Raw genomic sequence first — 24,392 nt, forward strand, 5'->3', positions numbered from 1 at the left:
ACTGCCTGACCACATCGTCGCTCCCCTGGCCTCCGGATCCCTGTTCACCAAGATCCGCAAGGGCTTCGACGAGTTCATCCAGTGCGGCCTGGTGGAGGAGAAGTCCGTGCGCTTCAGCGGCGCCCAGGCCGAGGGCTGCAGCCCGATCGCCCAGGCCTTCGCCGAAGGCCGGGACTTCATCACCCCGGTGAAGCCCCACACGATCGCCAAATCGATCGCGATCGGCAACCCGGCCGACGGCCCCTATGCCATCGACATCGCCAACCGCACCGGCGGCAGCATCGCCGCGGTGAGCGACGCGGAGATCGTCGACGGGATCAAGCTGCTGGCGGAGACGGAGGGGATCTTCACCGAGACCGCCGGTGGCACCACGATCGCGGTGCTCCGCAAGCTCGTGGAGCAGGGCAGGATCAATCCCGAGGAGCGCACCGTGGCCTACATCACCGGCAACGGCCTCAAGACCACCGAGGCCGTGGTCGATGCCATCGGAGCGCCCTACACGATCGAAGCCCAGCTGGAGAGCTTCAAGGCCGCCTGGCAGCAGGCCCAGGCCGACCACCGGGGCTGACCCTCCTGCAGCCCATGGGCTGCCTGCTGTTCCACTTCTCCCTTTCCCTTTCCCAACGTCGCGCCGATCCATGGGCATTCAGGTTCTGATCCCCACTCCCCTTCAGAAGTTCACCAATGACCAGGCCAGCGTGGAGCTCGAGGCCGCCAGCATCGACACCCTGATCGACGCCCTCGACGGCCAGTTCCCCGGGCTGAAGGCCCGCCTCTGCGATGAGAACGGCAAGCTGCGCCGCTTCCTCAACATCTACGTGAACAGCGAGGACATCCGTTTTCTGGAAAACCAGGCCACCGGTCTCAAGGACGGCGATGAGGTGTCGATCGTGCCCGCGGTGGCCGGGGGCTGAGGCCCCGTCCTGTGCCCGCGAGCACCCCAGCCCCGGCCCGGGCTGCATAGGCTCGGCCACCGATCGTCCTGTGGCTTGAGCCATGACCCTTACGCCCGAGGCCCCAGCCGCGGCCAGCAGCAAGGCCCAGCTGTTCGATTACCGCCAGGCTGCCAATCCGGTGCGCCGCGGTCTCACCGAGCCGATCCCGGAGGGACGCTGGGGACCTGAGCTGCATGCCCGGGGACCCAGCGCCATCCTTCCCCTCGATCTCAGCCGCGAGCTGGGCTGCCAGGGGCCGGCCACCAGCCCGGCCCTCAGCGCCAACTTCGTGCGGATTCTCGCGGGCGAGTCGATCAGCGCCGGTGCCAACGCCACCAGCTCCCTCTTCTATGTGTGGAGGGGAACCGGCCATTGCCGTCAACCGGCCTCGCCAGGGGGCCACGACTTCAGCCAGGACTGGCGCCAGGGCGATCTGTTCGTGCTGCCCGCCGGCGAGGCCGCCCAGCTGGAAGCCGTCGAGGAGAGCGTTCTCTACTGGGTTCACGATGCTCCCCTGCTCAGCCACCTGGGGGTGAGCGCCGATCGCCCCCGCTTCGAGGCCACCCACTACCCCGGCGCGTGGCTGCGGCAGGAACTGGCGGCCCTGTCGGACGACCCCAGCAGTGCCCGCAGCAACCGGCTCAGCCTGCTGCTGGCCAACAGCGATCTGCCGGCCAGCCGCACCGTGACCCACACCCTCTGGGCGATGTACGGCCTGGTGCCGGCCGGAGCCGTGCAACCGCCCCACCGGCACCAGTCGGTGGCCCTGGATCTGGTGATCGACTGTGCCCCCGGCTGCGCCACGCTCTCGGGGCCCGAGCTGAACCCGGACGGCACGATCCGCAACCCGGTGCGGATGGAGTGGGAACCCGGCGCCGCCTTCGTGACGCCACCGGGCCACTGGCACAGCCATGTGAACGACAGTGGCCGGGAGGCCCTGCTGCTGCCGATTCAGGACGCCGGCCTACACACCTACCTGCGCAGCCTCGACATCCGCTTCAGCAGCGGGCTGGCCGCCTGATGAACCCGGAGGGGCCGGGGCCCCGGCGCCCCGGTCATGCGCTTCGACCAGACGGCGGAACACCTCCCCCTCGATGGTTTCCTCGGCGATCAGCCGGTCCACCAGGAGATCCATCAGGTCCCGACGGGGCCTGAGCATGTCCACGGCCCGGTCGAGAGCCGCCTGGGCCAGGGAACGCACCTGCGCATCGATCCGGTTGCCCGTCCCCTGGGAATAGGCGGGCTGGGATCGCAGCCAGTCGCGGCCGAGGAAGACCTCGACACCCTCCCCCTCGAGGGCCTGGGGACCAAGCGAGGAGAAGCCGTAGCGGGTGACCATCTCACGGCAGATCCGGGACACCATCTCCAGGTCACCGGCGGCTCCCTGGGTCACTTCACTGGGCCCGAACACCACCAGCTCGGCAGCCCGGCCGCCCATGGCCACCACGAGCCTGGCCTGCAGGTAGGCCTTGCTGATCAGGCCGGAATCCAGCAGCTCCTCGTCCGGCATGGTGCGGGCAAAACCGCCGACCCCGCCCGCCCTGGGCAGCAGGGTCACCTTGTCCAGCCGATCGGCATGGGGCACCAGGGTGGTGAGCAGGGCATGACCCACTTCGTGGTAAGCGATCAGGCGCTTCTTGGCCGAGTCCTGCAGGGGGGCCACCGCCAGGCCCATGGTGATCCGCTCGAGGGCATCGCTGAGGGCCGCCTCATCGATGGCGCTCTGTTGGCGGCGGGCGGTGAGGATCGCCGCCTCATTGAGCAGGTTGGCCAGATCCGCACCGGAGAACCCGGGGGTGCGGCTGGCCCAGTCGGCCAGGGAAACCGCCTCGTCCAGCGGGCGGGTGCGGGCATGGACGGCCAGGATCTCCTCCCGCCCACGGCGGTCGGGCAGATCGACGGTGATGCGACGGTCGAATCGGCCAGGCCGCATCAGGGCGGCATCGAGCACATCCGGTCGGTTCGTTGCCGCCACCAGGATCACGCCGGAGTTCTCCTCGAAGCCATCCATCTCGGTCAGCAGCTGGTTGAGGGTCTGCTCCCTCTCATCGTTGCCGCCGCCGATCCCGGCACCGCGCTGGCGCCCGACCGCATCGATCTCGTCGATGAAGATGATGCACGGGGCCTTGGCCTTGGCCTTGCGGAAGAGATCCCGCACCCGGCTCGCCCCCACGCCCACGAACATCTCGACGAATTCCGAGGCGGCCATCGAGAAGAAGGGCACCCCGGCCTCCCCGGCGATGGCACGGGCCAGCAGGGTCTTGCCGGTGCCCGGGGGACCGACGAGCAGCACGCCCTTGGGGATGCGGGCACCGATGGCCGTGTAGCGCTCCGGGGACTGCAGGAAGGTCACCACCTCCTGGAGCTCCTCCTTGGCCTCGGCGATGCCGGCCACGTCCTCGAAGCGGACCGTGACCGTGTTCTCCGGCTGCAGCCGGGGCTTGCTGCTGCCGAAGCCCATGGCCCGGCTGGCCACCTGGGTTGAACGCTTCAGCAGCAGCCCCAGCCCGATCAGCAGCAGCAGCACCAGCAGACCGTTGGAGACGAGCGAGGCGGTGGCCGCCTCGCTGCGGTCGTCCCGGACCGTGAGCGGGACCCGGGCCTGCTCCGCCGTCCGCAGCAGCAGCTGGTCGTTGTTGAAGACCGGGACCCGCGCCACCCGGCCGTCCGCGAAGCGCGCCTCCACTTCCCGACGGGCGATGGACAGCTGCAATTCCTTGACCTTTCCACCCTTCAGGTCGGCCAACAGCTGGCTGTAGGAGGGCGTGGGGACACGCCCTCCACCGAGACGATCGGCCAGCGACTCGACCACGGGCCGGGCAGGGGTCGCCGGCTCGGTGGCGCTGGGCTTCGCAGTCGCCGCGTCGTTGGCCGGCCCTGGCTTGTCCGCCTGGGCGGACCCTGCTGCAGTCGCCTGAACGGACCCTGCCGCAGCCGTCTCAGCGGCGCTTGCAGCAGCCGGTGGAAGGCTCTTGCTCACGGGGTTGCGGCTTTCGCAGGAGCTTAGCGATTTGACGAAAGGCAAGCCCGCAGCGGAGGATCCTCGTTTGGCTGTGAGTGAACGGGGATGGCTGTTCCCAAGAAGAAGACCTCGAAAGGGAAGCGCAACCAGCGCCATGCCCACTGGAAGGCCAAGGCCGCCACGGCCGCCCAGAAGGCTCTCTCGATCGGCAAGGCCGTGCTGAGCGGCCGGGCCCAGGGCTTCGTCTATCCGATCAAGGACGAGGAGGAGGCCTCAGAGGCCTGATCCCGGCCCAGGAGAGGAGCCCGGCAGGCCACGCAGCGGCGGCGGCTGTCCAGCCAAGCCACGGCTCTGGTGGGCACCGGCAGGCTCTGCTCGAGCAGGGGGTCCTGGTAGAGGGCTGGCGGCAGACTCGCCAGGCTGGAGCGCACCAGCGCCTCCAGGGCCCGAGGCTCGAGCCACGCGCCGCCGCCGCCCATGGCTGACTGTTGCGCACCGGCATCCAGCCGGCCCCGCCGCTGGCCAGCCGTCAGGGCCCGCCGCTGCCGGGCCTCGGCCTGAAAGCGCCAGCGGCGCGGCAGCGACCAGTCCGTCGGACGGAGCACCCAGAGTTCCCCGAACGCGCTCCAGGCCCCCTGGTAGCCCTCAAGCTGGCGATCCCAGTGCGGCAGCCAGGCCAGCTCCGCCGGCGCGAGGCCAGGGGCCAGGCGCTCGGCCTGCACCACCGCAGTGTCGGCCTCCAGGCCGAGCGGACGACAGCCCATCAACCAGCCCTCGACCACAACCGCGTCACAGGCGATCCGATCGACCCCGGCGCGGTCGCCCTGGCCGCCCCGCAGACTTTTATCGAAGCGGGGGCGCACCCATGCCCCTCCCCCCCGCCAGCGCCGCAGACTCTCCTCGAGCAGGCCGATGTCATGGCTGCCCGGTGGCACCCGGCTCACACCGAACGGGTTGCCGGCCAGCGCATCGAGCCGCGCCTGCCAGGGCAGATAGAAATCATCGATCGAGGCGACCCCCAGGCGCAGACCCAGCCGGGCCGCCAGCACCTGCAGCACCCGGGCCAGACTGCTCTTGCCGACCCCCACCGGACCGTTGATCGCCACGGCCGGACGCCCGCCGGATTCGACACCGTGCAGGAGTCTCGCCAGCAGGGGCAGCGCAAAGCCCTCCACAAGGCTCGGGTGGATGGGGGTCTCCAGCGGAGACCCTGCCCCACAGACCAGTCGCCACTGCAGGGGGTCCTCGATGCCGCAATGCCGCTGCAGGTCGGGGTCCATCAGGTGCCGAGCTTGAACGCCTCCAACACCACCGCATAGACCAGGCCAATGCGCAGGTTGTCGGCGATCACCCAGCCCAGCCCGGGCCGCTCCCGCACCAGGCGGCTGCGCAGCCTCACCACCAGTTCCAGCCCCAGCACAAGCCCCAGCACCGCCATCGGGCGGCCGCCCGGAAAGACCAGCATCACGTAGGTGGTGAGATTGCCACCCGCGTAGAACCCGCCCAGGAGGGACAGCAGCACCACGCTGCGGTAGCGCCAGCTGCCCCGCAGGTTGCCCAGCACGGCGGCGGCGGCGGCCTCGCTGAGCTGATTGAAGCGGGTGGGCTGCAAGGGAGGCGGAGTCAGAGCAGGTCCTCGAGGTACGACAGCGTGACCCGGCCGCTCTGGCAAGCCGGCCCGTTCAGCACCTGGCAGCCCTCTCCGAGCTCGCTCACCACGGCCCGGGCCTGCTGATAGTGCTCGGCAGGCATCTGGGCTCCGTAGTGGCTCAGGGTGACCAGACAGGGCAGCTCCGCCCCCACGGCGGCAGCCAGGCCCTGGGGCGAATCCTCGATCGCCACCACCTGCCGGGCGGGCAGGCCCAGATGGGCCAGAGCCAGGCGGTACGCCTCCGCATCGGGTTTCTTGCGGCGCACATCCTCCCCACAGATCCGGAAGCTGAAGGCCTGGGCCAGATCGCCGAGCAGGCGATGCTCCAGCTCCTGCACAGCCCCCCGGGCGCTGGTGGTGACGAGGCCCTGGGACAGCCCAGCCGCGGCCGCCTCGGTGATCAGGGCCGCGACCCCGAGGCGCAGGCGAAGCAGGCCATCGCGCACCAGGGCGCCGTAGTGGCGCTGCTTGCAGGCCTGAAGGGCCGCCACCCGGGCCGGTTCGGGATCCTGGCCCTCCAGCTCGGCCAGACAGGCCCGGATGCGCTCGGCGCCACCGGAGATGCGAAGCCAGTGGCGATAGCCGTCTGGGTCCCAGTGAACGCCGACACCGCGCTCGGCGAAGGCGCGGTTGAAGGCGACGCGATGGCCGTCGCGCTCGGTCTCGGCGAGGGTGCCATCCACATCCCAGAGCAGGGCGCGCAGGGACATCGACCCGGAGCTGCGGACGGCCGAGGTTAGGCCGCCCTCCACGCTGCCCGGCCCGGGAGCGGCTGGAAGCCCCCCCAGAATGGGCTGTCCTGCGTTGATCGGCCCGTTGCTCCCCGCCCTCTCCGAGCAACGCTGGCAGCTCCCGGCGCCCCTCGGTGCGCTGGCCGATCCTGAACACCTCGGGCGTCTGAACCCTGACGGGGTGGAGCCACTGCCGCTGCCGCTGCTGGCGGTGCTGGCCCGCCGCGGCCGGCGCACGGCCGCGGCGATCGCCCAGCTGCTGGAGCCCGAGGCGGCACCGGCCCCGAATGCCCATTTCCCGGATCTGACCAAGGCCGTCGAACGGTTGGACCGGGCCTGCATCCAGGCGGAACCGGTGGCGATCTGCGGGGACTACGACGCCGACGGCATGACCAGCACCGCCCTGCTGGTGGGCGTGCTGGGACGGCTGGGGGCCCAGCCCCTGGCGGCGATCCCCAGCCGGCTCGACGAGGGCTACGGCCTCAATCCCGCCATGGTCGAGCGGCTGGCCGCCGAGGGTGTGCGGCTGCTGGTGACGGTCGACAACGGCATTGCCGCCGAAGCGGCGCTGGACCGGGCCGAGGCGCTGGGGGTGGAGGTGATCCTCACGGACCACCACACCATTCCGGAACGGATTCCCCCGCACCTGGCGCTGCTGCACCCGGCGCGCACGCCACCGGGATCACCCTTCCGGGGACTGGCGGGGGTGGGCCTGGCCTATGTGCTGGCCGCCGGCCTCTGCCGCCATCGCCGGCGGGAGGACGGACTGGCCATGGCGCGGGATCTCTTCTGCATCGGCACCATCGCCGACATGGCCCCGCTCGAGGGGGTCAACCGTCGCTGGCTGATGGATGGGCTGCCCCGCCTCGGTGGATCCTCCCTGCCGGGTCTGAAGGCCCTGCAACGGCTGGCGGGGACGGAGGACACCCCACTCGATGCCCAGGTGGTGGGGTTTCAGATCGCGCCGCGGATCAATGCGGTCGGGCGGCTGGGTGATCCCCAGCTGGTCGTGGAGCTGCTCACCACCCCGGACTGGGAGAGGGCCCTGGAGCTGGCGCAGGCCTGCGAGGGCCTCAACCGGCAACGCCGGGAGCTCTGCGAGGCGATCGAGGCGGAAGCCCTGGCCCTGCTGGAAGCGGATGGCCCGGCGCGTTCCAACTTCGTGCTCCTGGCCCAGAGCCACTGGCACCACGGCGTGATCGGCATCGTGGCGGCCCGTCTGGTCGAGAGGCTGGGCCTGCCCGCCGCCCTGCTGGCCGCAGAGGGCGGCGGGCTGCTCCGCGCCTCGGTGCGGGCACCGCGGGGCTTTGCCGTCGATGCGGCGCTCAGCCGCTGTGCCGATCTGCTGGAGCGCCATGGCGGCCATCCCGCCGCGGGAGGCTTCACGGTGCGCGCCGAAAACGTGGCATCGCTGCAGCAACGGCTCGAAGCCCTGGCCACCGAATGGCGGGAGAGCCATGGGGGCGGGCATCCGGTCGAACCCGAGGCCCTGCTGCACTTCGAGGTGATCGATCGGCAGTTCCTCGCCCATCAGCGGCGCCTGGAGCCGTTCGGCATCGCCCATCCCCAGCCGGTGTTCTGGAGCGCCGCCTGCCGTGTCGAGGGTCAGAAGCTGCTGCGGGGCGGCCATCTGCAGCTGGAGCTGGCCCAGGGAGAGCGCCGGCTGCGGGCGATGGGATGGCGTTGGCAAGGGGGGGCCGACCTGCCCGAGTGGCTGGATGTGGCCTACCGGCTCACGCTGAACCGCTGGCAGGGGCAGGAGCGCATCCAGCTCGATCTGGTGGGTGTCCGCCGGGGTGCCGCACCCGAGACCGACTGGGAGGTGCAGCTGCAGCGCAACGCCCGCACCTACTGGTGCCGCCGGCTGGGGGACGGACTGGTGGTGCGCAATGCCCAGGGCGAAGAACTGCACAGCAGCAGCGATCCCCAGCACCCCTACCTGCGGGCCCTTCTGGAGGATGCTGCGATGGCTCTCGGTCTTGTCGCCTGATGCCCGGATCGCTCCAGAGCCCCTCCCCCCAGCGGGCGTCGCCCTTCGGTCCATCCCCCCTGCATCGACGCGACGTCAGCACCGTGCTGCAGCTGGCCGTGGTGGGAGCGCTGGTGGGGCTGGCCTGCTGGCCCCTGAACCTCGTGGACGGCTGGCAGGACCAGCTGCAGCTCCAGCTGCCGAGCTTCAGCGGCGGGGGCTGGAGCCCGGTGGCCCTGGCCATCGCCCTGGCGCCCCTGGTGATGATGCCGCTGTTGCTGTGGCTCCAGGCCCACCCGCTGGCCAACGGCTCGGGCTCGGGAATCCCGCAGACGATCAGAAGCCTCCAGGAACCGGAGGCCGCCGAGGCGTTGCTGGCTCCCCGGCCGTTGCTGGCACGGCTCAGCCTCTGGTCGGCCGCCAGCCTGGCCCTGATGCCCCTGGGCCGGGAAGGTCCCGTGGTTCACCTCGGGGCGTCGGTCGCCCAGGCCCTGCGCCGGCGATTTCCGGGGCTCCTGCGGAGCGTGGAGCCGCAGGACCTGCTGGCGATCAGCTCCGGCGCGGGCCTGGCCGGGGGATTCAACAGCCCGTTGATGGGCGCGATCTTCGTGATGGAGGAGCTGACCGGGCGCTACAGCAGCACGGTGCTGTGGCCGGCCCTGATCGTGTGTTCCGCCGCCGCCCTCACCAGCAACCTCGAGGGCAGCCCGCTGTTCACGCTCGGCCTGGTGAGCACGGACGACCCGGAGTGGCAACAGCTGCTGCTGTCCCTGCCGATCGGTGTCGGGGCCGGACTGCTCGGCGGCCTGTTCGCGCGATGGTTGCTGCAGGCCAGCCGCTGGCTGAGGCCGGAGGTGCTTCAGCATCCCTGGCGCTGGGGGCTGATCCTGGGCGCCGCCCTGGGGCTGATGGCGGTGCTCAGCGGCGGCTGGAGCGGCGGCGACGGGGAAGCGGTCATGGAGCAGCTGCTGGAGGGCCGTGGCTGCCTGCCGGTCCCGGGCGCTCCGCTGGGGATCCTGGGCTGGGGGCTGGTGCTCGCCGCGCGGCTGGTCGCTCCGGTGCTCGCGCTCGCCTCAGGGATTCCCGGCGGCCTGATTGATCCGGCCTTCAGCATCGGTGCCGTGTTCGGCGGCGGGCTGCTGGCCATCCTCGGAGCGAACGTGCAGCTCGGCGTGGCGCTGGGCATGGCCGGGGGCCTGGCCGGTGCGACCCAGCTTCCGTTGATGACGGTGCTGTTCTCGCTGCGGATGGCCGGAGACCAGCAATGGCTCTTCGGCCTTCTGCTCAGCGCCGTCGTGGGCGCCTATGCGGGCCGCAGACTCCAGAGCGAGCCGATCTATCACGCCCTGGCCAAGGTCCACCATGAGGCCCACGCCCGCCACAGGGAACGCCGACAGGGAAGTCAGAACAGAGCGCAGATCAAGCTGGAGCCCACGCCGCCGGAGCTGGCCGCTGAAGAAGGGCTGGAAAACTCTGAGCCTGAGGGGGATGGGGGCTGAGGGATCCACGTCCCGACCGTTCAGCCGCCGGCTGATCGATTCAGAGGGCGCCTGGGAGGCTCAGAGGGCGCCGCGCCGGTAGAAGAGGATGAAGATCACGGCAGGGCCGGCCAGGGTGATCAGGGCCAGTGCGGCGAAGTTCGCAATCAGGTGAAAGTCGATGCCCATGGTGGCCAGCTCGGGAGCCCAGGTCGCTGCCGGCAAACTTAGGCGCTGATCTGCAGGCTCCAGGGCCCTGGGCACCCACTGTGACGGCTTGTCACAGCCCCCCGGCCTCAGATCCCCTTCAGATCCACGCCAGAGGCGCAGCCTCCCGGAGCGGCGCCGGCAGGGCGGCGAAGCGGGAACCGCCAGAGCGGTGGAGCGGGAACCGCCAGGCGGGCTGGTCGGGAGCCGAATCGCTGCCGGACGTCGAGATTGGGCGCTTGCTCGGACTGACCGGAAGCTGTGACTGAATGGTTCCAGGCAGCGCACCCCGAGGAAGCGGCACAGGTGGCCTCACGACAACACACCCAGTGGCGATGCATCAGCGGCTGTGGCGCCTGCTGCCGTCTGGATCCCGCCCAGCGCCACGAGGCCCTCGAGGCGCTGGATCCCCAGCAGCGCGCCACCTACCTGGCCATGGTGGGTCCCGACGGATGGTGCATCCACTTCGACACCGGCGGGCGCCGCTGCCGGATCTACGAGAGCCGGCCCGACTTCTGCCGGGTCAGCAACCTGCTCGGTCTGTTCGGCGACGGGCCGGGTGATCCGCCGGCGTCCTTTGATCAGCTGGCGATCGGCTGCTGCACCCAGCAGATCCGCTGTGAGCATGGGGGACGTGGCAAGGTGATGCGTCGATTTCTGCGGGCGATCCGCGGCCGGGCATGAGCAGCCATCCCGAAGACGATCAAGCCGGTGCTGAGGCCGGTGCGGCGGGAGCCCCTTCTCCGCGGGGCAGCAGCTGGGGCGTGGCCTTCATCACGACCTTCACCACGGTGTTCCTCGCCGAACTGGGCGACAAGACCCAGCTGGCGGCGCTGCTGCTCTCGGCCCAGTCGGGCCAGCCCGTGCTGGTGTTCGTGGGGGCCTCCCTGGCGCTGATCTGCTCGAGCCTGGTCGGGGTGCTGCTGGGACGCTGGCTGGCCGGGGTGATGCCCGCCCAGCAGCTGGAACGGCTGGCCGGCATCCTGATGGTGGCCCTGGGGCTCTGGCTGGGGCGCCAGGCGGTGGTCAACCTGGCCCCCTCGCCCGCCGATCTGCCCCTGAGCTGAGGCCCTGCCTCCCGTTCCGATGGACCTCCCCCTCCTCGCCTCGACCTTCGCCACGGTGTTCCTCGCCGAACTGGGCGACAAGACCCAGCTGGCCATCGTGACCATCAGCGGCACCTCACCACGCCCGGGCGCGGTGTTCGCGGGGAGCTCGACCGCCCTGGTGCTGGCCAGCCTGCTGGGGGCGGGGGCGGGGGGATCCCTCTCCGCCGTGATCCCCACCAATGCCCTCCAACTGGCCGCTTCGGCGGGCTTCCTGGTGCTGGGGATCCGGCTGATCCTCAAGGCGACCGCCGAGGCGGAAGCCGAGGCAAGCGAGGATTCCGGCCAGGCCTAGGCCCCTGGCCACTCGCCTGCCTAAAGTCAGCCGATCAGGGAGCAGGGGCTTCGTGGGCATCGCTCCGAGTCCGGAGGGCCCGCTCCCCATGCACCCCTCCGCCGGCCCCCTGGGCTCCCCCCGGCGGACCACGCCAACCAGCCGCTGATTCGATGAAGTTCACGGTCGCCGACCTGCTCGACCAGCTTCCCGCCGGGGAGCCCCTGCCCATCGTCAAGCTGGAGAAGGCCCTGGGCCTCAGCGGTGACCAGGACAAGCGTCAGCTGCAGATCGGACTCGACGCGCTCATCAGGCTCGGCCTCCTCGCCCAGGAGGATTCAGGCCTGCGGCGCCAGGAGAACCCCGAGCTCATCCCGGCCCGGTTGCGCTGCTCCAGCAAGGGCTTCTGCTTCGCCCTGCGTGAAGACGGCGGAGAGGACATCTACATCCGCGACCATCAGCTCAACCACGCCTGGAACGGCGATCGCGTCCTGGTGAAGGTCACCCGCGAGGGGGGACGCCGGCGCTCCCCCGAGGGCGGTGTGCAGTGCATCCTGGAGCGGCAGACCCCATCCCTGCTGGCCCAGGTCGAACAGCAGCAGGATCAGCTGGTGGCCACCCCCCTCGACGACCGGTTGCTGACCAGCGTGCGCCTCCCCGAGGCTGACGCGGCCTATCTCGATCCCGACCACGCCTCGGTGGTGGAGGTGCAGATCGACCGGTACCCCGTGGCCCAGTTCGCTCCCCAGGGCCATGTGGCCCGGCGGCTGCCCGTGAACGGCGGTGAAGCGGCGGATCGGGATCTGCTGCTGACCAAGCACCGCCTCCACGCGCGACCCGCCGCCCCCCGGGCCACCCTCAAGCTGCCGGCGCCGAAGGAGCGCACCGATCTCACCGCCCAGAACAGCCTGCTGCTGAGTGACTGGCAGGGCAAGGAGGCCCCCGACCTGCCGGCCCTCGCCCTGGAGCAGCGCGAGGGTGGCTGCACCCTCTGGATCCACACCCCCGCCGTGGCCGAGCGGCTGGGCTTCGGCAGCAGCCTCGACCACTGGCTGCGGGACCAGGCGGATGCCCTCTGCCTCGGCCGTCAGTGGCTGCCGCTGCTGAGCCCCGCCCTGACCAAGGCCGCGGCCTTCAGGGTCGGCGAGGCGCAGGCGGCCGTCTCGGTCGGACTGGACCTCTCCAGCGAGGGGGTCCTGGAGCACTACCGGTTCTGCCTCAGCCAGATCAAGCCTGCCGCCGTCGTCGGGGCCAGCGCCCTGACGGCCCTGGCGGAGCGCAAGCCCAAGAGCCGCACCACCCCCGCGGCCCTCAAACCGCTCAAGGACCAGATCGAGCAGCTCGAGCAGCTGATCGCCCTGGGCGAGCTGCTCCGCCAGCGACGCCTGGATCAGGGGTCCATCGACCTCGACCTGCCCATGCCCCCGATCGAGAGTCTCGGCGACCTGGCGATTCCGGGACCCGACGCCGCCACCCGGGGATGGATGGTGCAGCTGCCGCCCCATCACCCGATGGCGATCCTGCGGGAGGCCCTGCTGCTGGCGGACCGGGCCCTGGGGCAGCACCTCCGGGCGCTCGAACTGCCGGCCATCTATGCCGTCAATCCTCCGGCGGAGGCCAGTGACCTCAACGATGTGGCCAAGGCCGCCCTGGCCCTCGACATTCCCCTGGAGCTGGGTGAGGAAGGCAACGCCAGCGGGGCGGAGCTGGCCGCCGCCTTCGCCGCCACCGACCGCAGCCGATCCCTGCAGCAGCAGATGAAGGCGATCCTCAGGCCGATCTCCCTGGCCAGCGAACCCGGGGACCATGCCCTGGCCGGCCTGCACGGCGACGAGGCCGCCCTGGCGCCCTGGAGCTGCCCCACCCTCCACTACGCCGACCTCTGGAACCAGTCGCTGCTGGTGCTTCTGCTCACCGAAGGGAAGGACCGCCCCAGCGTGCGTCACAAGATCGGCGTGGATCTGGCCTCAGACTCCTGCCACGGCGCCATCGACTGGCCCCTGCTGCCCAACAGTGCCCTGCAGCCGTTCCTCCAGGCCCATACCCACGGACTTCTGCAGCGCCTCAACGGCAAGCGGCGGTTCCTGGCGGAGCTCGAAGCCGACCTCCTGGCCATGGCCCAGGCCCGTCAGGCGGAACCGCTGGTGGGCCAGGTGCTGCCGGGTGTGATCAGCGGGGTTCAGAGCTACGGCTTCTTCGTCGAGGTGCCCCCTTCGAATGTCGAGGGCCTGGTGCACGTCAGTTCGCTCAAGGACGACTGGTACGAGTACCGCTCCCGCCAGAACCGGCTGGTGGGTCGCAAGAACCGCCGCACCTACATGCTCGGGGATCAGGTGGACGTGGAGATCCAGAAGGTCGACGCGCTGCGGCACCAGATCGACCTGGGGGTTCTCTTGCCCGAGGGCTACGAGGACGACGGCGACGATGGCGGCGACAACGACGATGACGACACCACCTCCACGGCCTTCGAGACCATCCCGGTCCTGAGCGAGGCCTGAGCCATGGACCCCGTCGTGCTGGCCGTCTCGGGCGCTTCGGCGCAGCCCCTGGCGCGGCGGGCCCTGCAGCTGCTGCTGGAGGCCGGCCAGGCCGTCGAGATGGTCACCAGCCGGGGAGCCATCGGGGTGTGGCAGGCGGAACTGGGGCTGCGCGTCCCCAGTGAACCTGAGGCCCAGGAACGGTTCTGGCGCCAGGAAACGGGCTGTCGCACCGGCCGGTTGCGCTGCCACCGCTGGAATGACCAGGCCGCGGCGATCGCCAGCGGCAGCTACCGCACCCGGGGCATGGTGATCCTGCCGGCTTCGATGGGCACCGTCGGCCGGATCGCCTCCGGCGTGGCGCTGGACCTGGTGGAGCGGGCCGCCGACGTGCATCTCAAGGAAGCGCGCCCGCTGGTGATCTGCCCGCGGGAAACGCCCTGGAATCTGGTGCACCTGCGCAACCTCACCGCGCTGGCGGAGGCCGGAGCACGGATCGCGCCACCGGTACCGGCCTGGTACCACCAGCCGCGCACGATCGAGGACATGGTGGATTTTCTGGTGATCCGCACCTTCGACCTGCTCGGCTTCGAGCTGGGCCAGCTGCAGCGTTGGCAGGGCCCTGGAAGGGGAGCAGACTCGGCGAACGCGTCCACCCAGGAGTCTCCAGGCTCCCTGCTCCCGCTGCCCTGAGTCTTGGCCCTGGTGCGACAGCTGCTGCTGCTTCCCCTGCTGGCCCCTCTGCTGGCGGTGCTTCTGGTCGGGGCCTTCAACCCCAGGCCCCCCGTCGCCCTGCGGCTGCTCACCTGGACGTCCCCGGCCCTGCCGATCGGGGTCTGGCTGATGGTGGCCGCGGCCGGTGGTGCCGGTCTGAGTGCCCTGGGCACCGGCCTTGCCCTGCGCACCGCCCCAGGACGGCTGCAACGCCAGGTGCGCCGGCCGTTGAGCACGCCCGAAACCGCCAGCGATCGCGACATCCCCCGCAGGCGCGCTCCCGAACCAGCCCAGCCCGCCCCCTGGCCCGGGGCGACGGCAGGACCGACCCGGGCCGCCGGGGAGGCGAGTCCCACCGTGGCCGTGCCCTACCGGGTGATCCGACGGGGGCAGGACCAGGCCCCCGTGGCCGGAGCCAGCAGCAGCAGCCCCAGCGGCCCGGTCCCTGGGGGGTGGGATCGGAGCGCCGATGATGGCTGGGATCAGGCGCCGAGCGACGCCTGGTAGGGATCCCGCGACCGGGTGGGCACGAGACGTGGCCGCCAGGGGCGGGAGACGTGGCCGCCGGGTGCAGCCAGGGATCCGGGCCAGTGATCGGAAGCAGCGATCCGAGCCCACGGATCAGAACAACCTCATCGGATCCACCTCATCACTACCACCGAATCGAAGCCACCTAAAGTCTGCCGAGACGACGATCGAGGCCAGGTCCGGTGAGTGAATCCACCAAGTCTCCGGAGACCGCTGGCGCGGCCGCCAAAGCCGCGGCCAAGCCGGCCGCCAAGCCTCCTGCCCCTGAAGACACCCCCTTCAACACGTTCATCCCCTCGCTGCTGATCCCGGCCCTGGTCAAGGAGATCCAGAGCTATGGCGGTGCTGAACCCAGCCTCAGTTTCCGTGAGGGGCCGATGCCGGTGATCGGCAGCCCCTGCTCGATGGTGGTCGGCGTTCTTCCGGGGGAACGGCGTTTCTGGCTCTGCTTCACCAGCCCCAGCCTCAACGCGCCGAAGACCGTGCTGGTGGCTGAGGCGGGAGCCGAGCCCAGCCTGGTGGAGTCCTTCCTGATCGACGAGAAGAAGATCACCCTGGCGCTGCTGGTCTCGCGCCTGGTGCAGCGGCTCAACGGCCAGAAGTGGCTGGGGGCCAACTGAGCGGGCGCCGGCGTTACATCCGCGCCCCGCTCGGACTCGCGCCACCTACGATGCAGGCACGCCCTGTGCCGCTCCACCTGATGGTGCCACCCACCGCTGTAGCCAATTCCGTCGCCGCACCTGCGTCCGGCCAGAGCTCCGGCCAGCCGGTCGGCACCCCGGATTCCCCGGCGATCAAGGACCCGGTGAAGGACACCATCCTGACGCCCCGGTTCTACACAACCGACTTCGACGCGATGGCCGCGATGGACCTGCGGCCGAACGAGGTCGAACTGGAAGCCATCTGCGAAGAGTTCCGCAAGGACTACAACCGCCACCACTTCGTCCGCAACGAGGAGTTCGAGGGCGCCGCCGACAAACTCGATCCCGAAACCCGCAAGGTCTTCGTCGAGTTCCTGGAGCAGAGCTGCACCTCCGAGTTCTCCGGATTTCTGCTCTACAAGGAGCTGAGCCGGCGCATCAAGGACAAGAATCCTCTGCTGGCCGAGTGCTTCGCCCACATGGCCCGCGACGAAGCCCGCCATGCCGGGTTCCTCAACAAGTCGATGAGCGACTTCGGCCTCCAGCTTGACCTGGGCTTCCTGACGGCCAACAAGGCCTACACCTTCTTCAAGCCCAAATTCATCTTCTACGCCACCTACCTGAGCGAAAAGATCGGCTACTGGCGCTACATCGCCATCTACAGGCACCTGGAGAAGAACCCGGAGAGCAAGATCTTCCCGATCTTCAATTTCTTCGAAAACTGGTGCCAGGACGAGAACCGCCATGGCGACTTCTTCGATGCCCTGATGAAGGCCCAGCCCGACACCGTCCGGGGATTGCGGGCAAGGCTCTGGTGCCGCTTTTTCCTGCTCGCCGTGTTCGCCACCATGTATGTGCGCGACGTGGCCCGCAAGGAGTTCTACGAAGCCCTCGGTCTCGATGCCCGCGCGTACGACAAGTACGTGATCGACAAGACCAACGAGACCTCCGCCAGGGTCTTCCCCGTGGTTCTCGACGTCCGCAACCCCAGATTCTGGGACCGACTGGAGCGGCTGGTGGAGAACAACGCCAAGCTCAGCAGCGCCGACGCCAGCAGAGCACCGGCCCCGCTCAAGGCGATCCGCAAACTCCCCTACTGGATCGCCAATGCTGCCGAGATGGCCGCACTCTTCCTGATGAAACCCATCCGCAGCGAGGAGTTCCAGCCCGCCGTCCGCTGATCGGCAGGCCCCTTCCCCTGACATCCACCGCCTGCAGCGGTCACTCCCCAGGGCCCCGGTCACCGCAACCGGGGCCTTTTGGCTAGGACCCCTCCGGACGGACCTCAGCCCGGCTCTCCCCGCCCCCCGATCAGCGACCGGGTCACCGCCCTCAACGCCACCCTGAACACTGCCCTCAACACCGCCTTGAACACCGTGGTCGTGTCGACAGCTCCGCCCAGCCTGCAGCGCCTGGACCAGTCCTGGATGGCGCGGCTGGAGCCCCTCCTGGCTGCCGGCCGAGCCGCCGGTGCCGACCTGGTGGAAGTCTTTCTGGAGCGCACCGACCACCTGGGCCTGCTGGCCGAACAGGACAGCATCACCAGCGTCAGCCCATCCTTCGGCATGGGCGCGGGCATCCGGGTCTTCCTCGGCCACCGTGACGGCTTCGTGAGCACCAACGACCTCAGTGAGCGGGGCCTCCTGACCGCGCTGGATCAGGCTCTCGGCATGCTGGGGCTGCAGCGCCTCCAGCACGGCCGTGCAGGCTTCGACGGCCTGCCCGCCCTGCGGGACTTCGGGACCACCAAGGCCGACTGGCTCGAGCGCTGCCCTGCCCTGGCGGAGGCGGGACGCAAACTGCTGGAGGGCACGGCGCGCCTGGAGCAGCACGGCCGCCATCTGCAGGTCCGCCGCGGCAGCTACGCCCGCGACTGGCAGGAGATTCTCGTCGCCGCCAGCGATGGCACCTTTGCGCGGGATATCCGGCTGCATCAATCCCTGGGCCTCAACGTGCTCGTGGCCGACGGTGACCACCGGGCGGGGCTGGGACGTCGCTACGGCACCTCCGGCCGTCCCGATGATCTGCGCCACTGGGATGCCGACGCCAGTGCCCAGGAGGTCTGCGCCAGTGCCGCCACCATGCTCTACGCCGACTATGTGGAGGCCGGCCAGATGCCGGCGGTGCTGGCCAACCGCTTCGGGGGGGTGATCTTCCATGAGGCCTGCGGCCATCTGCTGGAGACCACCCAGGTGGAACGGGGCACCACCCCGTTTGCCGACAAGGTGGGCGAACCGATTGCCCACAGCGCCGTCACCGCGATTGATGAGGGGCTGAGCGATGGGGCCTTCGGCTCCCTCTCGATCGACGACGAGGGCATGGAGGCCCAGCGCACGGTGCTGATCGAGAACGGGGTGCTGCAGCGCTTCATCAGCGACCGCGCCGGGGAACTGCGCACCGGCCACGCCCGCACCGGCAGTGGCCGCCGCCAGAGCCACACCTTTGCGGCCGCCAGTCGCATGCGCAACACCTACATCGCCGCCGGTCCCCACACGCCGGAGCAGCTCATCGCCTCGGTGGACCAAGGGTTGTACTGCAAGTCGATGGGAGGCGGCAGCGTCGGTCCCACCGGACAGTTCAACTTCGCAGTCGAGGAGGGTTACCTGATCGAGAACGGCCAGCTGACCAAACCGGTCAAGGGGGCCACCCTGATCGGCGAAGCCCGAGAGGTGATGCCTCGCATCTCGATGTGCGCCAACGACCTCGACCTCGCGGCCGGCTTCTGCGGCTCCGTGAGTGGCAGCATCTTCGTGACCGTGGGCCAGCCCCACATCAAGGTCGATTCGATCACCGTGGGGGGACGCTGACCATGGCCACCGCAACGGCCGGCACCATGCCGGATCAGGCCCCCGGGCTCGATGGCCCCCAGCTGCGGGAGCGGCTGGAGACCCTGGCCCGGCAGCACGGGGTCGGCCAATGGGACCTGGGCGCCTCCTGCAGCACCGACACCTCGGTCCAGGTGGACCGCGGCGAGGCCAAGCAGATGAAGGGGGCCCAGCGCAGCGCGATCACGATCCGCGTCTGGAACGGCGACGGACTGGTGGGCATCACCAGCACCTCCGATCTCTCCGAGGAAGGCCTGGCCAAGGCCCTGGCCGGAGCCCATGGGGCCAGCGCCTTCGGCAATCCCGCCGAGACTCCGGCCTTCTCCCCCCTGGCCACGGCTCCGCTGGAGCCCCTGGACCAGCCCCGCCATGCCCCGCAGCCGATCCTCCAGCTGCTGGACACGCTGAAGCAGGCGGAAGCCTCCCTGCTCGGCCGGCACAGCGCCTTCGCCACCGTGCCCTACAACGGGCTGGCCCAGCGCAGCAGTGAACGCCTCTATCTGAACAGCGCCGGGGCCTGCCGCCATCAGCAGCTCACCACAGCCAGCCTCTACCTCTACGCCCGGGCCGAGGAAACCGGGCGCAAGCCCCGCAGTGCCGGAGCCGTCCGCCTGGCCCATGGCGCCTCCCAGCTGGACATCCAGGGCTGCATCGACGAGGCCGCGGAACGCACGATCAGCCACCTGGACTACGCCCCGATCGCGACCGGCCGCTACACCTGTGTGTTCAGCCCGGAGGCCTTCCTCGATCTGGTCGGCGCCTTCAGCAGTGTGTTCAATGCCCGGGCGGTGCTGGATGGGGTGAGCCTGAGCCACCGCGACTCCCTGGGCGAGCAGCTGGCGGCGCCGTTTCTCTCGATCCACGACAACGGCCGGCATCCCGGCAACATCGGGGCCTCCGCCTTCGATGGCGAGGGGACCCCCACCCGGCGGCTCACCCTGGTGGAGGGCGGGGTGCTGACGAGCTTCCTCCACTCCGAGGCCACGGCGCGGGCCTTCGGTGTCGCCCCCACAGGTCACGCCGGGCTCGGCGCCAAGGTGTCCGTGGGACCGGACTGGTTCGAGATCGGCCCAACCCCGGGCAGTGGCGGCGGCCAGCAGGGACTGGATCGGTTCCGCGCCGACCAACCCCTGGTGTGGATTGATTCGCTCTCCGCTCTCCATGCCGGCGTGAAGGCCAGCCAGGGGGCCTTCTCCCTTCCCTTCGACGGCTGGCTCATCCAGAACGGCGAGGCGCGATCAATCGAGGCTGCCACCGTGGCCGGCGACATCCGGCAGGTGCTGCAGGGCATCATCGGCTTCGAGGGCGAAGCCAAGCTGACGCCGGATGGCCTCTGCCCGCTGGTGTGGGTGGAAGGTCTCTCTGTCACCGGCGAAGCCTGAGGGGGGCCGGGACGGGGCGATGCGGATCCTGTTCTGGGGCACCCCCGCCTACGCGGTCCCGAGCCTGGATGCCCTGGTGGCGGCGGGCCACACCCTGGTGGGGGTGGTGACCCAACCGGATCGACGCCGCGGGCGAGGCAACCAGCTCGTGCCCTCACCGGTCAAGCAACGGGCCGTGGAGCTGCAGCTGCCCGTGTTCACCCCGGAGCGCATCCGCCGCGAACCCGAGTGCCAGGCCGCCCTCGCCCGGCTGGGAGCGGATGTCTACGTGGTGGTGGCGTTCGGCCAGATCCTTCCCCCGGATGTGCTGGCCCAGCCACCCCTCGGCTGCTGGAACGGCCACGGCTCCCTCCTGCCGCGCTGGCGCGGGGCCGGGCCGATCCAATGGAGCCTGCTGGAAGGCGACCGAGAAACCGGCGTCGGGATCATGGCCATGGAGGCCGGCCTGGACACCGGTCCGGTGCTGCTGGAGCGACGCATCCCGATCGGTCTGCTGGAGAACGCCCACCAGCTCGCCCGCCGCCTCTCCCACCTGACGGGCGAACTGCTGGTGGAAGCGATGGCGGCGATCGCCGCCGTGGGGCCGGGGCCCGAAGCCGAACGCCTGCAGCGGCTGGGTGTGCGCACCCAGAGCCAGGAGGGCATGACCTACGCGCGTCAGCTGGACAAGGCGGACTACCTGATCGACTGGAACCGGCCGGCCCTGGCCATCCACCGCCAGGTGATGGGGCTCTATCCGGCTGCGCACTCCCTCTGGCGGGGTCGTCGACTCAAGCTGCTGGCCACCGAACCGCTCGTGGCCCGTCTGGGTGAGCAGCTCTCGGCGGAAGGCGCTGAACTGTGCGGTCGCTGGCCCAGCGGCAGCGGCGCAGCGGGGACCGTGCTGGCCCTGGACAGCCGCAGCGGTCTGGTGGTGGCCAGCAGTGGCTGCCCGCTGCTGATCCGCGAAGCCCAGCTGGAGGGCAAACGGGCCTGCAGCGGCCAGGGGCTGATCCAGCAGCTCGACGCACGTCCAGGGGATCAGCTCGGTCAGGGGGCAGGGAATCTCTCCGAGCTGGCGGGGGCCTGAAGCGGCGGGAACCCATCGATAAGTTGTGTGTGGTCAGGGTCCCCTGACATGAGCGCCACCTGATCGCGGGGTCAGATTGGAGCAAGTGCTGGGAGTGGACCCATGGCCATCGGTTCCTTCAACTGGTACTTCAAGGCCGCCTCAACAGGTTCCGCGGCCCGGAAGAAACCGGAGTCCAGGGGTCCGGGGGAGCGGGCCCCATCGCCGGAGGGCTGGGTCACCGAACTGTCCTACGTGGCCGATGGCGGCGAAGGCTGCCGGATCTTCCGCCAGACCTCCGGCCACTACGTGGTGCGGCATGAACAGTTCCCGGAGGTGCCGAGACAGGCACCCACCCTCGCCTGCGCCTACGGCCTGTGCAAGGAGCTGGAGCTTCTCGCCAGCTCGGACAGCGCCACCCGCACGGCCTAGGAGCCGGTTCGGCTAGGGGCTGGACCGCCGGTACAGCGCGTGCAGGCCCTCCAGCTGGTTGTGGACGGATCTGAGCTGGTCACGGATGTGGGCACTGTTCTCGATGCGATCCAGGGCCAGCAGCATCGACTCGATCTGGCTCTTGCAGTCGATCAGCACGCGGCATTCAGGGGATCCGGGCTCGTAGGGCATGGGGAAAGTCGTTGCGGCCCTATCCGAGCCGAGGCCCGCGTCCCCGGTTGTGTCGTTTGCTGCCATTTGCGGACACAGCGGGAGCAGCGCCGGCCCGCCGTCCACCCGCCCCCTGCCGCCCGGCGTCGCGACCGCCACTCCGGCGGGCGTCCCCCGGTCGCCGCCCGCCGCGACCGCCGCTGAGATCCAGGGGGGGAGCGCGCAGCACGGTGGGTTCGAAGCCCGGCACCTCCTCACTGGGAAGACGGGTGCCGATCAGCTGTTCGATGGCGCGCAGCAGCTCGCATTCCTCCGCCGCCACCAGGGAGATGGCATGGCCGGGGTGGCCGGCGCGGCCGGTGCGGCCGATCCGGTGGACGTAGTCCTCGGCCTGGTTCGGCAGATCGAGGTTGATCACGTGGGGCAGCTGGTGGATGTCGATGCCCCGCGCCGCCAGGTCCGTGGCCACCAGGACCCGCACCTCACCGCTCTTGAACCCTGCCAGGGCCCGCGTGCGGGCGCCCTGGCTCTTGTTGCCGTGGATGGCCGCGGCCACCATGCCCTCCTGGCAGAGCCGCTCGGCCATGCGGTTCGCCCCATGCTTGGTGCGGGCGAACACCAGCACCTGCTGCCAGTCGTTGCCGGCGATCAGGTGGGAGAGCAACTCCGGCTTGCGGGCCATGTCGCAGGGGTGGAGCAGGTGCTCCACGGTGGCAGCCGTGCGGTTCTCCGGTGTGGCCTGCAGCTGCACGGGCTGATGCAGCAGCCCGTGGGCCAGCTTGCGGATCGACGGACTGAAGGTGGCCGAGAAGAGCAGGTTCTGGCGCTTCGGAGGCATCAGGGCGATCAACTTCTGGATGTCGCGGATGAAGCCCATGTCGAGCATCCGATCGGCTTCATCGAGCACGAGGATCTCGACGCGATCGAGTCGGAGGGCCCCCTGCTGCTGCAGATCGAGCAGCCGCCCCGGCGTGGCCACGAGGATGTCGGCTCCGGCCCTCAGCCGGTGGATCTGGGGGTTGACCTTCACGCCGCCGAACACCACGTCGCTGCGGAGGTCGAGGTAACGCCCATAGGCCGCCACGTTGTCGGCCACCTGGGCGGCCAGCTCCCGTGTCGGGGTGAGCACAAGGGCGCGCACCACCCCTCCCCGGGCATGGGGTCCGTGGCGCAACCGCTCCAGCATCGGCAAGGTGAACCCGGCGGTCTTGCCGGTGCCTGTCTGGGCCGCCGCCATCACGTCATGGCCGGCCAGCACGGTGGGAATGCATTGCTGCTGGATCGGCGAGGGGGTCGTGTAGCCCTTCTCGCTCACGGCCTTGAGGATGGGCAGCCCCAGACCCAGATCGGCGAACCCGGGGCCGCCCTCTCCGCCGGAGGCGGGCGCCGCGAGGGGGAGGGCCTCAGCGCTGGATTGACTGGCGGCTGGGGAGGCGGCGGAACGGGAGGAAGGAGCGATGGGGGAAAGAGGGGCGCGATCGTGCCTTCACCCTACGGGCGGCCCTGCCAGCCCGCCGGCTCGCCTGGGCCGCCGTTGGAGCCACCGTGCCATCGCCGGCACGTCCAGACGTTCAGCCTCGGCGCTGGCGGGATCGGCAGGGGGAGCGAGGCGATCGTCCGTCGCCCCCGGCTCGGAGCGTCGGGGGCGGGATCAGCCGATGCCGGGGGAGAAGTGGGCGCACTGCTCGCAGGGACCATCCGGGAGCACGGCGCAGCGCAGCAGGGGACTGCGGGCATTGAAGCGGCAGCGGGGATCACCGATCACCCAGCCATGACCCCAGCGCCGCGCATCGACGGGCCTGGCCTCCACCTTCACCTGCAGGGCCACCGCCACCAGCTCGTAGCGGCCGCGCCGCAGCTGATAGCGGTGGCGGCGCTGCAGCACGAGAAAACTGCGGCTGCCCAGTTCCAGCCAGCGACCCGGCTGGGGCACCTCGGCCAGGGCCTCCACCTCGAGGGTCTCGAGCAGCCGGTCATTGCCGATCTGGCGCAGTTCCACCCGCATCCCCGCCTCTCCCCTCAGTCGGCCGGGGCCAGGGGATCGCGGGGAGCGTTCCGCACCGAAAATCCCCATAGGAAGAGGCATGCCACCACCAGCAGCAGGGCCCATTCGGGGGGCACCAGCTCAGGCAGTGCCAAGCGAAACAGCAGCCGCACGCCCACCAGACCCACGGCCAGATAGCCGGCGGTTTCGAGATGGCGGAAGATCTCCAGCCAGCGGATGAACAACTCGGCCGTCAATCTCAGGGCAATCACGCCGATCACCCCTCCAGCCATCACCAGAGCCAGACGATCACTCACCGCCACCGCCGTGGCGACGCTGTCGATCGAGAACGCCAGATCCGTCACGGCGAGGGTGGCCACAACGCTCCCCAGGCTGGCGGTGGCGTGGTGGTGGTGATGGTGGTGCGTCTCGTGACCATCCGCCACAGCCGCTCCGGCCGCCAGGGTGCTCGCCATGTCGGCCCCATCGTCCTCGACGTCTTCGCCCTCCTGGAACACGGTGACCAGATGGCGCCCGCACAGCCAGAGCAGATAGCCCGCCGCCAGCAATTCCAGGGGCCAGAAATCCAGCACCCACTCGGCGGCCAGGATCAGGCCGAGGCGAAACACCAGGGCCAGCAGCAGGCCGAGGTTGAGAGCCGTCTCCTGGCGAGCCCGGTCATGCAGGCGCCTGGAAATGGCCGCCAGGGCAATGGCGTTGTCAGCGGATAAAACGGCCTCGAGAGCCACCAGCAGGGGCAGCAGCAGCAGCAGCTCATGCCACTGGTCGACCTCGCGCAACAGCGGGGTCAGGCTCTGAATCGACTCGGCTTCCATCGGGGCCAGCGGAGGCTGCACTGTAGGAAGTGCCAACCCAG

27 protein-coding genes are annotated in these 24,392 nt (G+C 70.1%); 18 read left to right on the forward strand and 9 right to left on the reverse strand.

The genetic code is table 11. The features are described 5' to 3' along the window. From ACLNEE_RS10450 to ACLNEE_RS10460, 3 genes are all read left to right on the forward strand, one after another. On the forward strand, positions 1 to 568 hold a 568-nt coding region (locus ACLNEE_RS10450), incomplete at its 5' end, for a threonine synthase (RefSeq protein WP_412007069.1). A gap of 70 nt (positions 569 to 638) precedes the next feature. After that, positions 639 to 914 (forward strand): MoaD/ThiS family protein, encoded by a 276-nt coding sequence (locus tag ACLNEE_RS10455; RefSeq protein WP_411421417.1) that lies wholly within the window; start codon positions 639 to 641, stop codon positions 912 to 914. 82 nt (positions 915 to 996) lie between these two features. Continuing rightward, entirely contained in the window at positions 997 to 1,956 is a 960-nt protein-coding gene (locus ACLNEE_RS10460; protein ID WP_411421416.1) for a cupin domain-containing protein, read from the forward strand. Here ACLNEE_RS10460 and ftsH read toward each other — a convergent pair. Beyond that, entirely contained in the window at positions 1,900 to 3,915 is a 2,016-nt protein-coding gene (ftsH, locus tag ACLNEE_RS10465; RefSeq protein ID WP_411421415.1) for an ATP-dependent zinc metalloprotease FtsH, read from the reverse strand. The two genes, ACLNEE_RS10460 and ftsH, sit on opposite strands and share 57 nt — an antisense overlap. Positions 3,916 to 4,002: 87 nt before the next feature. On the opposite strand from ftsH, the gene rpmF reads away from it, so the two are divergent. Then, positions 4,003 to 4,182 carry a 50S ribosomal protein L32 gene (gene rpmF, locus ACLNEE_RS10470; RefSeq protein ID WP_411421414.1) on the forward strand — a complete coding sequence of 60 codons (180 nt, stop codon included), beginning with the start codon at positions 4,003 to 4,005 and terminating at the stop codon, positions 4,180 to 4,182. On the opposite strand, the gene ACLNEE_RS10475 is transcribed toward rpmF, so the two are convergent. From ACLNEE_RS10475 to ACLNEE_RS10485, 3 genes are read right to left on the reverse strand one after another with little or no spacing between them, the layout of a single operon-like run. Next, positions 4,143 to 5,177 (reverse strand): hypothetical protein, encoded by a 1,035-nt coding sequence (locus tag ACLNEE_RS10475; RefSeq protein ID WP_411421413.1) that lies wholly within the window; start codon positions 5,175 to 5,177, stop codon positions 4,143 to 4,145. The two genes, rpmF and ACLNEE_RS10475, sit on opposite strands and share 40 nt — an antisense overlap. Beyond that, the gene (locus tag ACLNEE_RS10480; protein ID WP_412007070.1) at positions 5,177 to 5,509 is read right to left on the reverse strand and encodes a DUF565 domain-containing protein; all 333 of its coding nucleotides are present in this window, start codon (positions 5,507 to 5,509) and stop codon (positions 5,177 to 5,179) included. Before ACLNEE_RS10480 ends, ACLNEE_RS10475 begins: the two co-directional genes overlap by 1 nt. A gap of 11 nt (positions 5,510 to 5,520) precedes the next feature. Then, positions 5,521 to 6,258, reverse strand: coding sequence for an HAD-IA family hydrolase (locus ACLNEE_RS10485; protein ID WP_411421411.1), 738 nt, complete (start codon positions 6,256 to 6,258; stop codon positions 5,521 to 5,523). A 106-nt stretch (positions 6,259 to 6,364) separates the two neighbouring features. On the opposite strand from ACLNEE_RS10485, the gene recJ reads away from it, so the two are divergent. Both recJ and ACLNEE_RS10495 read left to right on the forward strand, forming a co-directional pair. Further along, positions 6,365 to 8,269, forward strand: coding sequence for a single-stranded-DNA-specific exonuclease RecJ (gene recJ, locus ACLNEE_RS10490; protein WP_412007071.1), 1,905 nt, complete (start codon positions 6,365 to 6,367; stop codon positions 8,267 to 8,269). Beyond that, positions 8,269 to 9,747: a chloride channel protein gene (locus ACLNEE_RS10495; protein ID WP_411421409.1), complete on the forward strand. Its 1,479-nt coding sequence runs from the start codon at positions 8,269 to 8,271 to the stop codon at positions 9,745 to 9,747. The genes recJ and ACLNEE_RS10495 overlap by 1 nt, the downstream gene beginning before the upstream one ends. Before the next feature lie 60 nt (positions 9,748 to 9,807). Here the strand turns inward: ACLNEE_RS10495 and psb30 are convergent, their stop codons facing one another. Next, entirely contained in the window at positions 9,808 to 9,951 is a 144-nt protein-coding gene (gene psb30, locus ACLNEE_RS10500; protein ID WP_412007072.1) for a photosystem II reaction center protein Ycf12/Psb30, read from the reverse strand. A gap of 243 nt (positions 9,952 to 10,194) precedes the next feature. On the opposite strand from psb30, the gene ACLNEE_RS10505 reads away from it, so the two are divergent. The 12 genes from ACLNEE_RS10505 to ACLNEE_RS10560 all read left to right on the forward strand — a co-directional run bounded on the left by ACLNEE_RS10505 (position 10,195) and on the right by ACLNEE_RS10560 (position 21,360). After that, entirely contained in the window at positions 10,195 to 10,617 is a 423-nt protein-coding gene (locus ACLNEE_RS10505) for a YkgJ family cysteine cluster protein (protein ID WP_411421407.1), read from the forward strand. Then, the gene (locus ACLNEE_RS10510) at positions 10,614 to 11,000 is read left to right on the forward strand and encodes a TMEM165/GDT1 family protein (protein WP_411421406.1); all 387 of its coding nucleotides are present in this window, start codon (positions 10,614 to 10,616) and stop codon (positions 10,998 to 11,000) included. The genes ACLNEE_RS10505 and ACLNEE_RS10510 overlap by 4 nt, the downstream gene beginning before the upstream one ends. A 19-nt stretch (positions 11,001 to 11,019) precedes the next feature. Beyond that, positions 11,020 to 11,334 carry a TMEM165/GDT1 family protein gene (locus ACLNEE_RS10515; RefSeq protein ID WP_411421405.1) on the forward strand — a complete coding sequence of 105 codons (315 nt, stop codon included), beginning with the start codon at positions 11,020 to 11,022 and terminating at the stop codon, positions 11,332 to 11,334. A gap of 152 nt (positions 11,335 to 11,486) precedes the next feature. Next, positions 11,487 to 13,811: an RNB domain-containing ribonuclease gene (locus ACLNEE_RS10520; RefSeq protein ID WP_411421403.1), complete on the forward strand. Its 2,325-nt coding sequence runs from the start codon at positions 11,487 to 11,489 to the stop codon at positions 13,809 to 13,811. A gap of 3 nt (positions 13,812 to 13,814) precedes the next feature. After that, entirely contained in the window at positions 13,815 to 14,483 is a 669-nt protein-coding gene (locus ACLNEE_RS10525; RefSeq protein WP_411421402.1) for a flavin prenyltransferase UbiX, read from the forward strand. A gap of 3 nt (positions 14,484 to 14,486) precedes the next feature. Then, entirely contained in the window at positions 14,487 to 15,011 is a 525-nt protein-coding gene (locus ACLNEE_RS10530; RefSeq protein WP_411421401.1) for a hypothetical protein, read from the forward strand. A gap of 203 nt (positions 15,012 to 15,214) precedes the next feature. Further along, positions 15,215 to 15,652 carry a DUF2996 domain-containing protein gene (locus tag ACLNEE_RS10535; RefSeq protein ID WP_411421400.1) on the forward strand — a complete coding sequence of 146 codons (438 nt, stop codon included), beginning with the start codon at positions 15,215 to 15,217 and terminating at the stop codon, positions 15,650 to 15,652. 80 nt (positions 15,653 to 15,732) lie between these two features. After that, positions 15,733 to 16,854 carry a magnesium-protoporphyrin IX monomethyl ester (oxidative) cyclase gene (acsF, locus tag ACLNEE_RS10540; protein WP_411421399.1) on the forward strand — a complete coding sequence of 374 codons (1,122 nt, stop codon included), beginning with the start codon at positions 15,733 to 15,735 and terminating at the stop codon, positions 16,852 to 16,854. Positions 16,855 to 17,040: 186 nt separating this feature from the next. After that, on the forward strand, positions 17,041 to 18,480 hold the full coding sequence (locus ACLNEE_RS10545; protein WP_411421491.1) for a TldD/PmbA family protein: 1,440 nt from the start codon (positions 17,041 to 17,043) through the stop codon (positions 18,478 to 18,480). A gap of 2 nt (positions 18,481 to 18,482) precedes the next feature. Next, positions 18,483 to 19,880, forward strand: coding sequence for a TldD/PmbA family protein (locus tag ACLNEE_RS10550; RefSeq protein WP_411421398.1), 1,398 nt, complete (start codon positions 18,483 to 18,485; stop codon positions 19,878 to 19,880). Positions 19,881 to 19,899: 19 nt separating this feature from the next. Continuing rightward, the gene (fmt, locus tag ACLNEE_RS10555) at positions 19,900 to 20,949 is read left to right on the forward strand and encodes a methionyl-tRNA formyltransferase (protein ID WP_411421397.1); all 1,050 of its coding nucleotides are present in this window, start codon (positions 19,900 to 19,902) and stop codon (positions 20,947 to 20,949) included. A gap of 102 nt (positions 20,950 to 21,051) precedes the next feature. Next, entirely contained in the window at positions 21,052 to 21,360 is a 309-nt protein-coding gene (locus tag ACLNEE_RS10560) for a hypothetical protein (RefSeq protein ID WP_411421396.1), read from the forward strand. Between the two features lie 12 nt (positions 21,361 to 21,372). On the opposite strand, the gene ACLNEE_RS10565 is transcribed toward ACLNEE_RS10560, so the two are convergent. The 4 genes from ACLNEE_RS10565 to ACLNEE_RS10580 all read right to left on the reverse strand — a co-directional run bounded on the left by ACLNEE_RS10565 (position 21,373) and on the right by ACLNEE_RS10580 (position 24,387). Continuing rightward, entirely contained in the window at positions 21,373 to 21,552 is a 180-nt protein-coding gene (locus tag ACLNEE_RS10565) for a hypothetical protein (RefSeq protein WP_411421395.1), read from the reverse strand. 19 nt (positions 21,553 to 21,571) lie between these two features. Next, positions 21,572 to 22,846 carry a DEAD/DEAH box helicase gene (locus ACLNEE_RS10570; protein WP_411421394.1) on the reverse strand — a complete coding sequence of 425 codons (1,275 nt, stop codon included), beginning with the start codon at positions 22,844 to 22,846 and terminating at the stop codon, positions 21,572 to 21,574. Positions 22,847 to 23,182: 336 nt separating this feature from the next. Beyond that, on the reverse strand, positions 23,183 to 23,536 hold the full coding sequence (locus tag ACLNEE_RS10575; protein ID WP_411421393.1) for a DUF6464 family protein: 354 nt from the start codon (positions 23,534 to 23,536) through the stop codon (positions 23,183 to 23,185). Between the two features lie 14 nt (positions 23,537 to 23,550). Further along, positions 23,551 to 24,387 (reverse strand): TerC family protein, encoded by an 837-nt coding sequence (locus tag ACLNEE_RS10580; RefSeq protein WP_412007073.1) that lies wholly within the window; start codon positions 24,385 to 24,387, stop codon positions 23,551 to 23,553. Between the last annotated feature and the right edge of the window lie 5 nt (positions 24,388 to 24,392).

Origin of the sequence: Aphanothece stagnina RSMan2012, assembly GCF_046764815.1 — a bacterium.
Classification (GTDB): domain Bacteria; phylum Cyanobacteriota; class Cyanobacteriia; order PCC-6307; family Cyanobiaceae; genus NIES-981.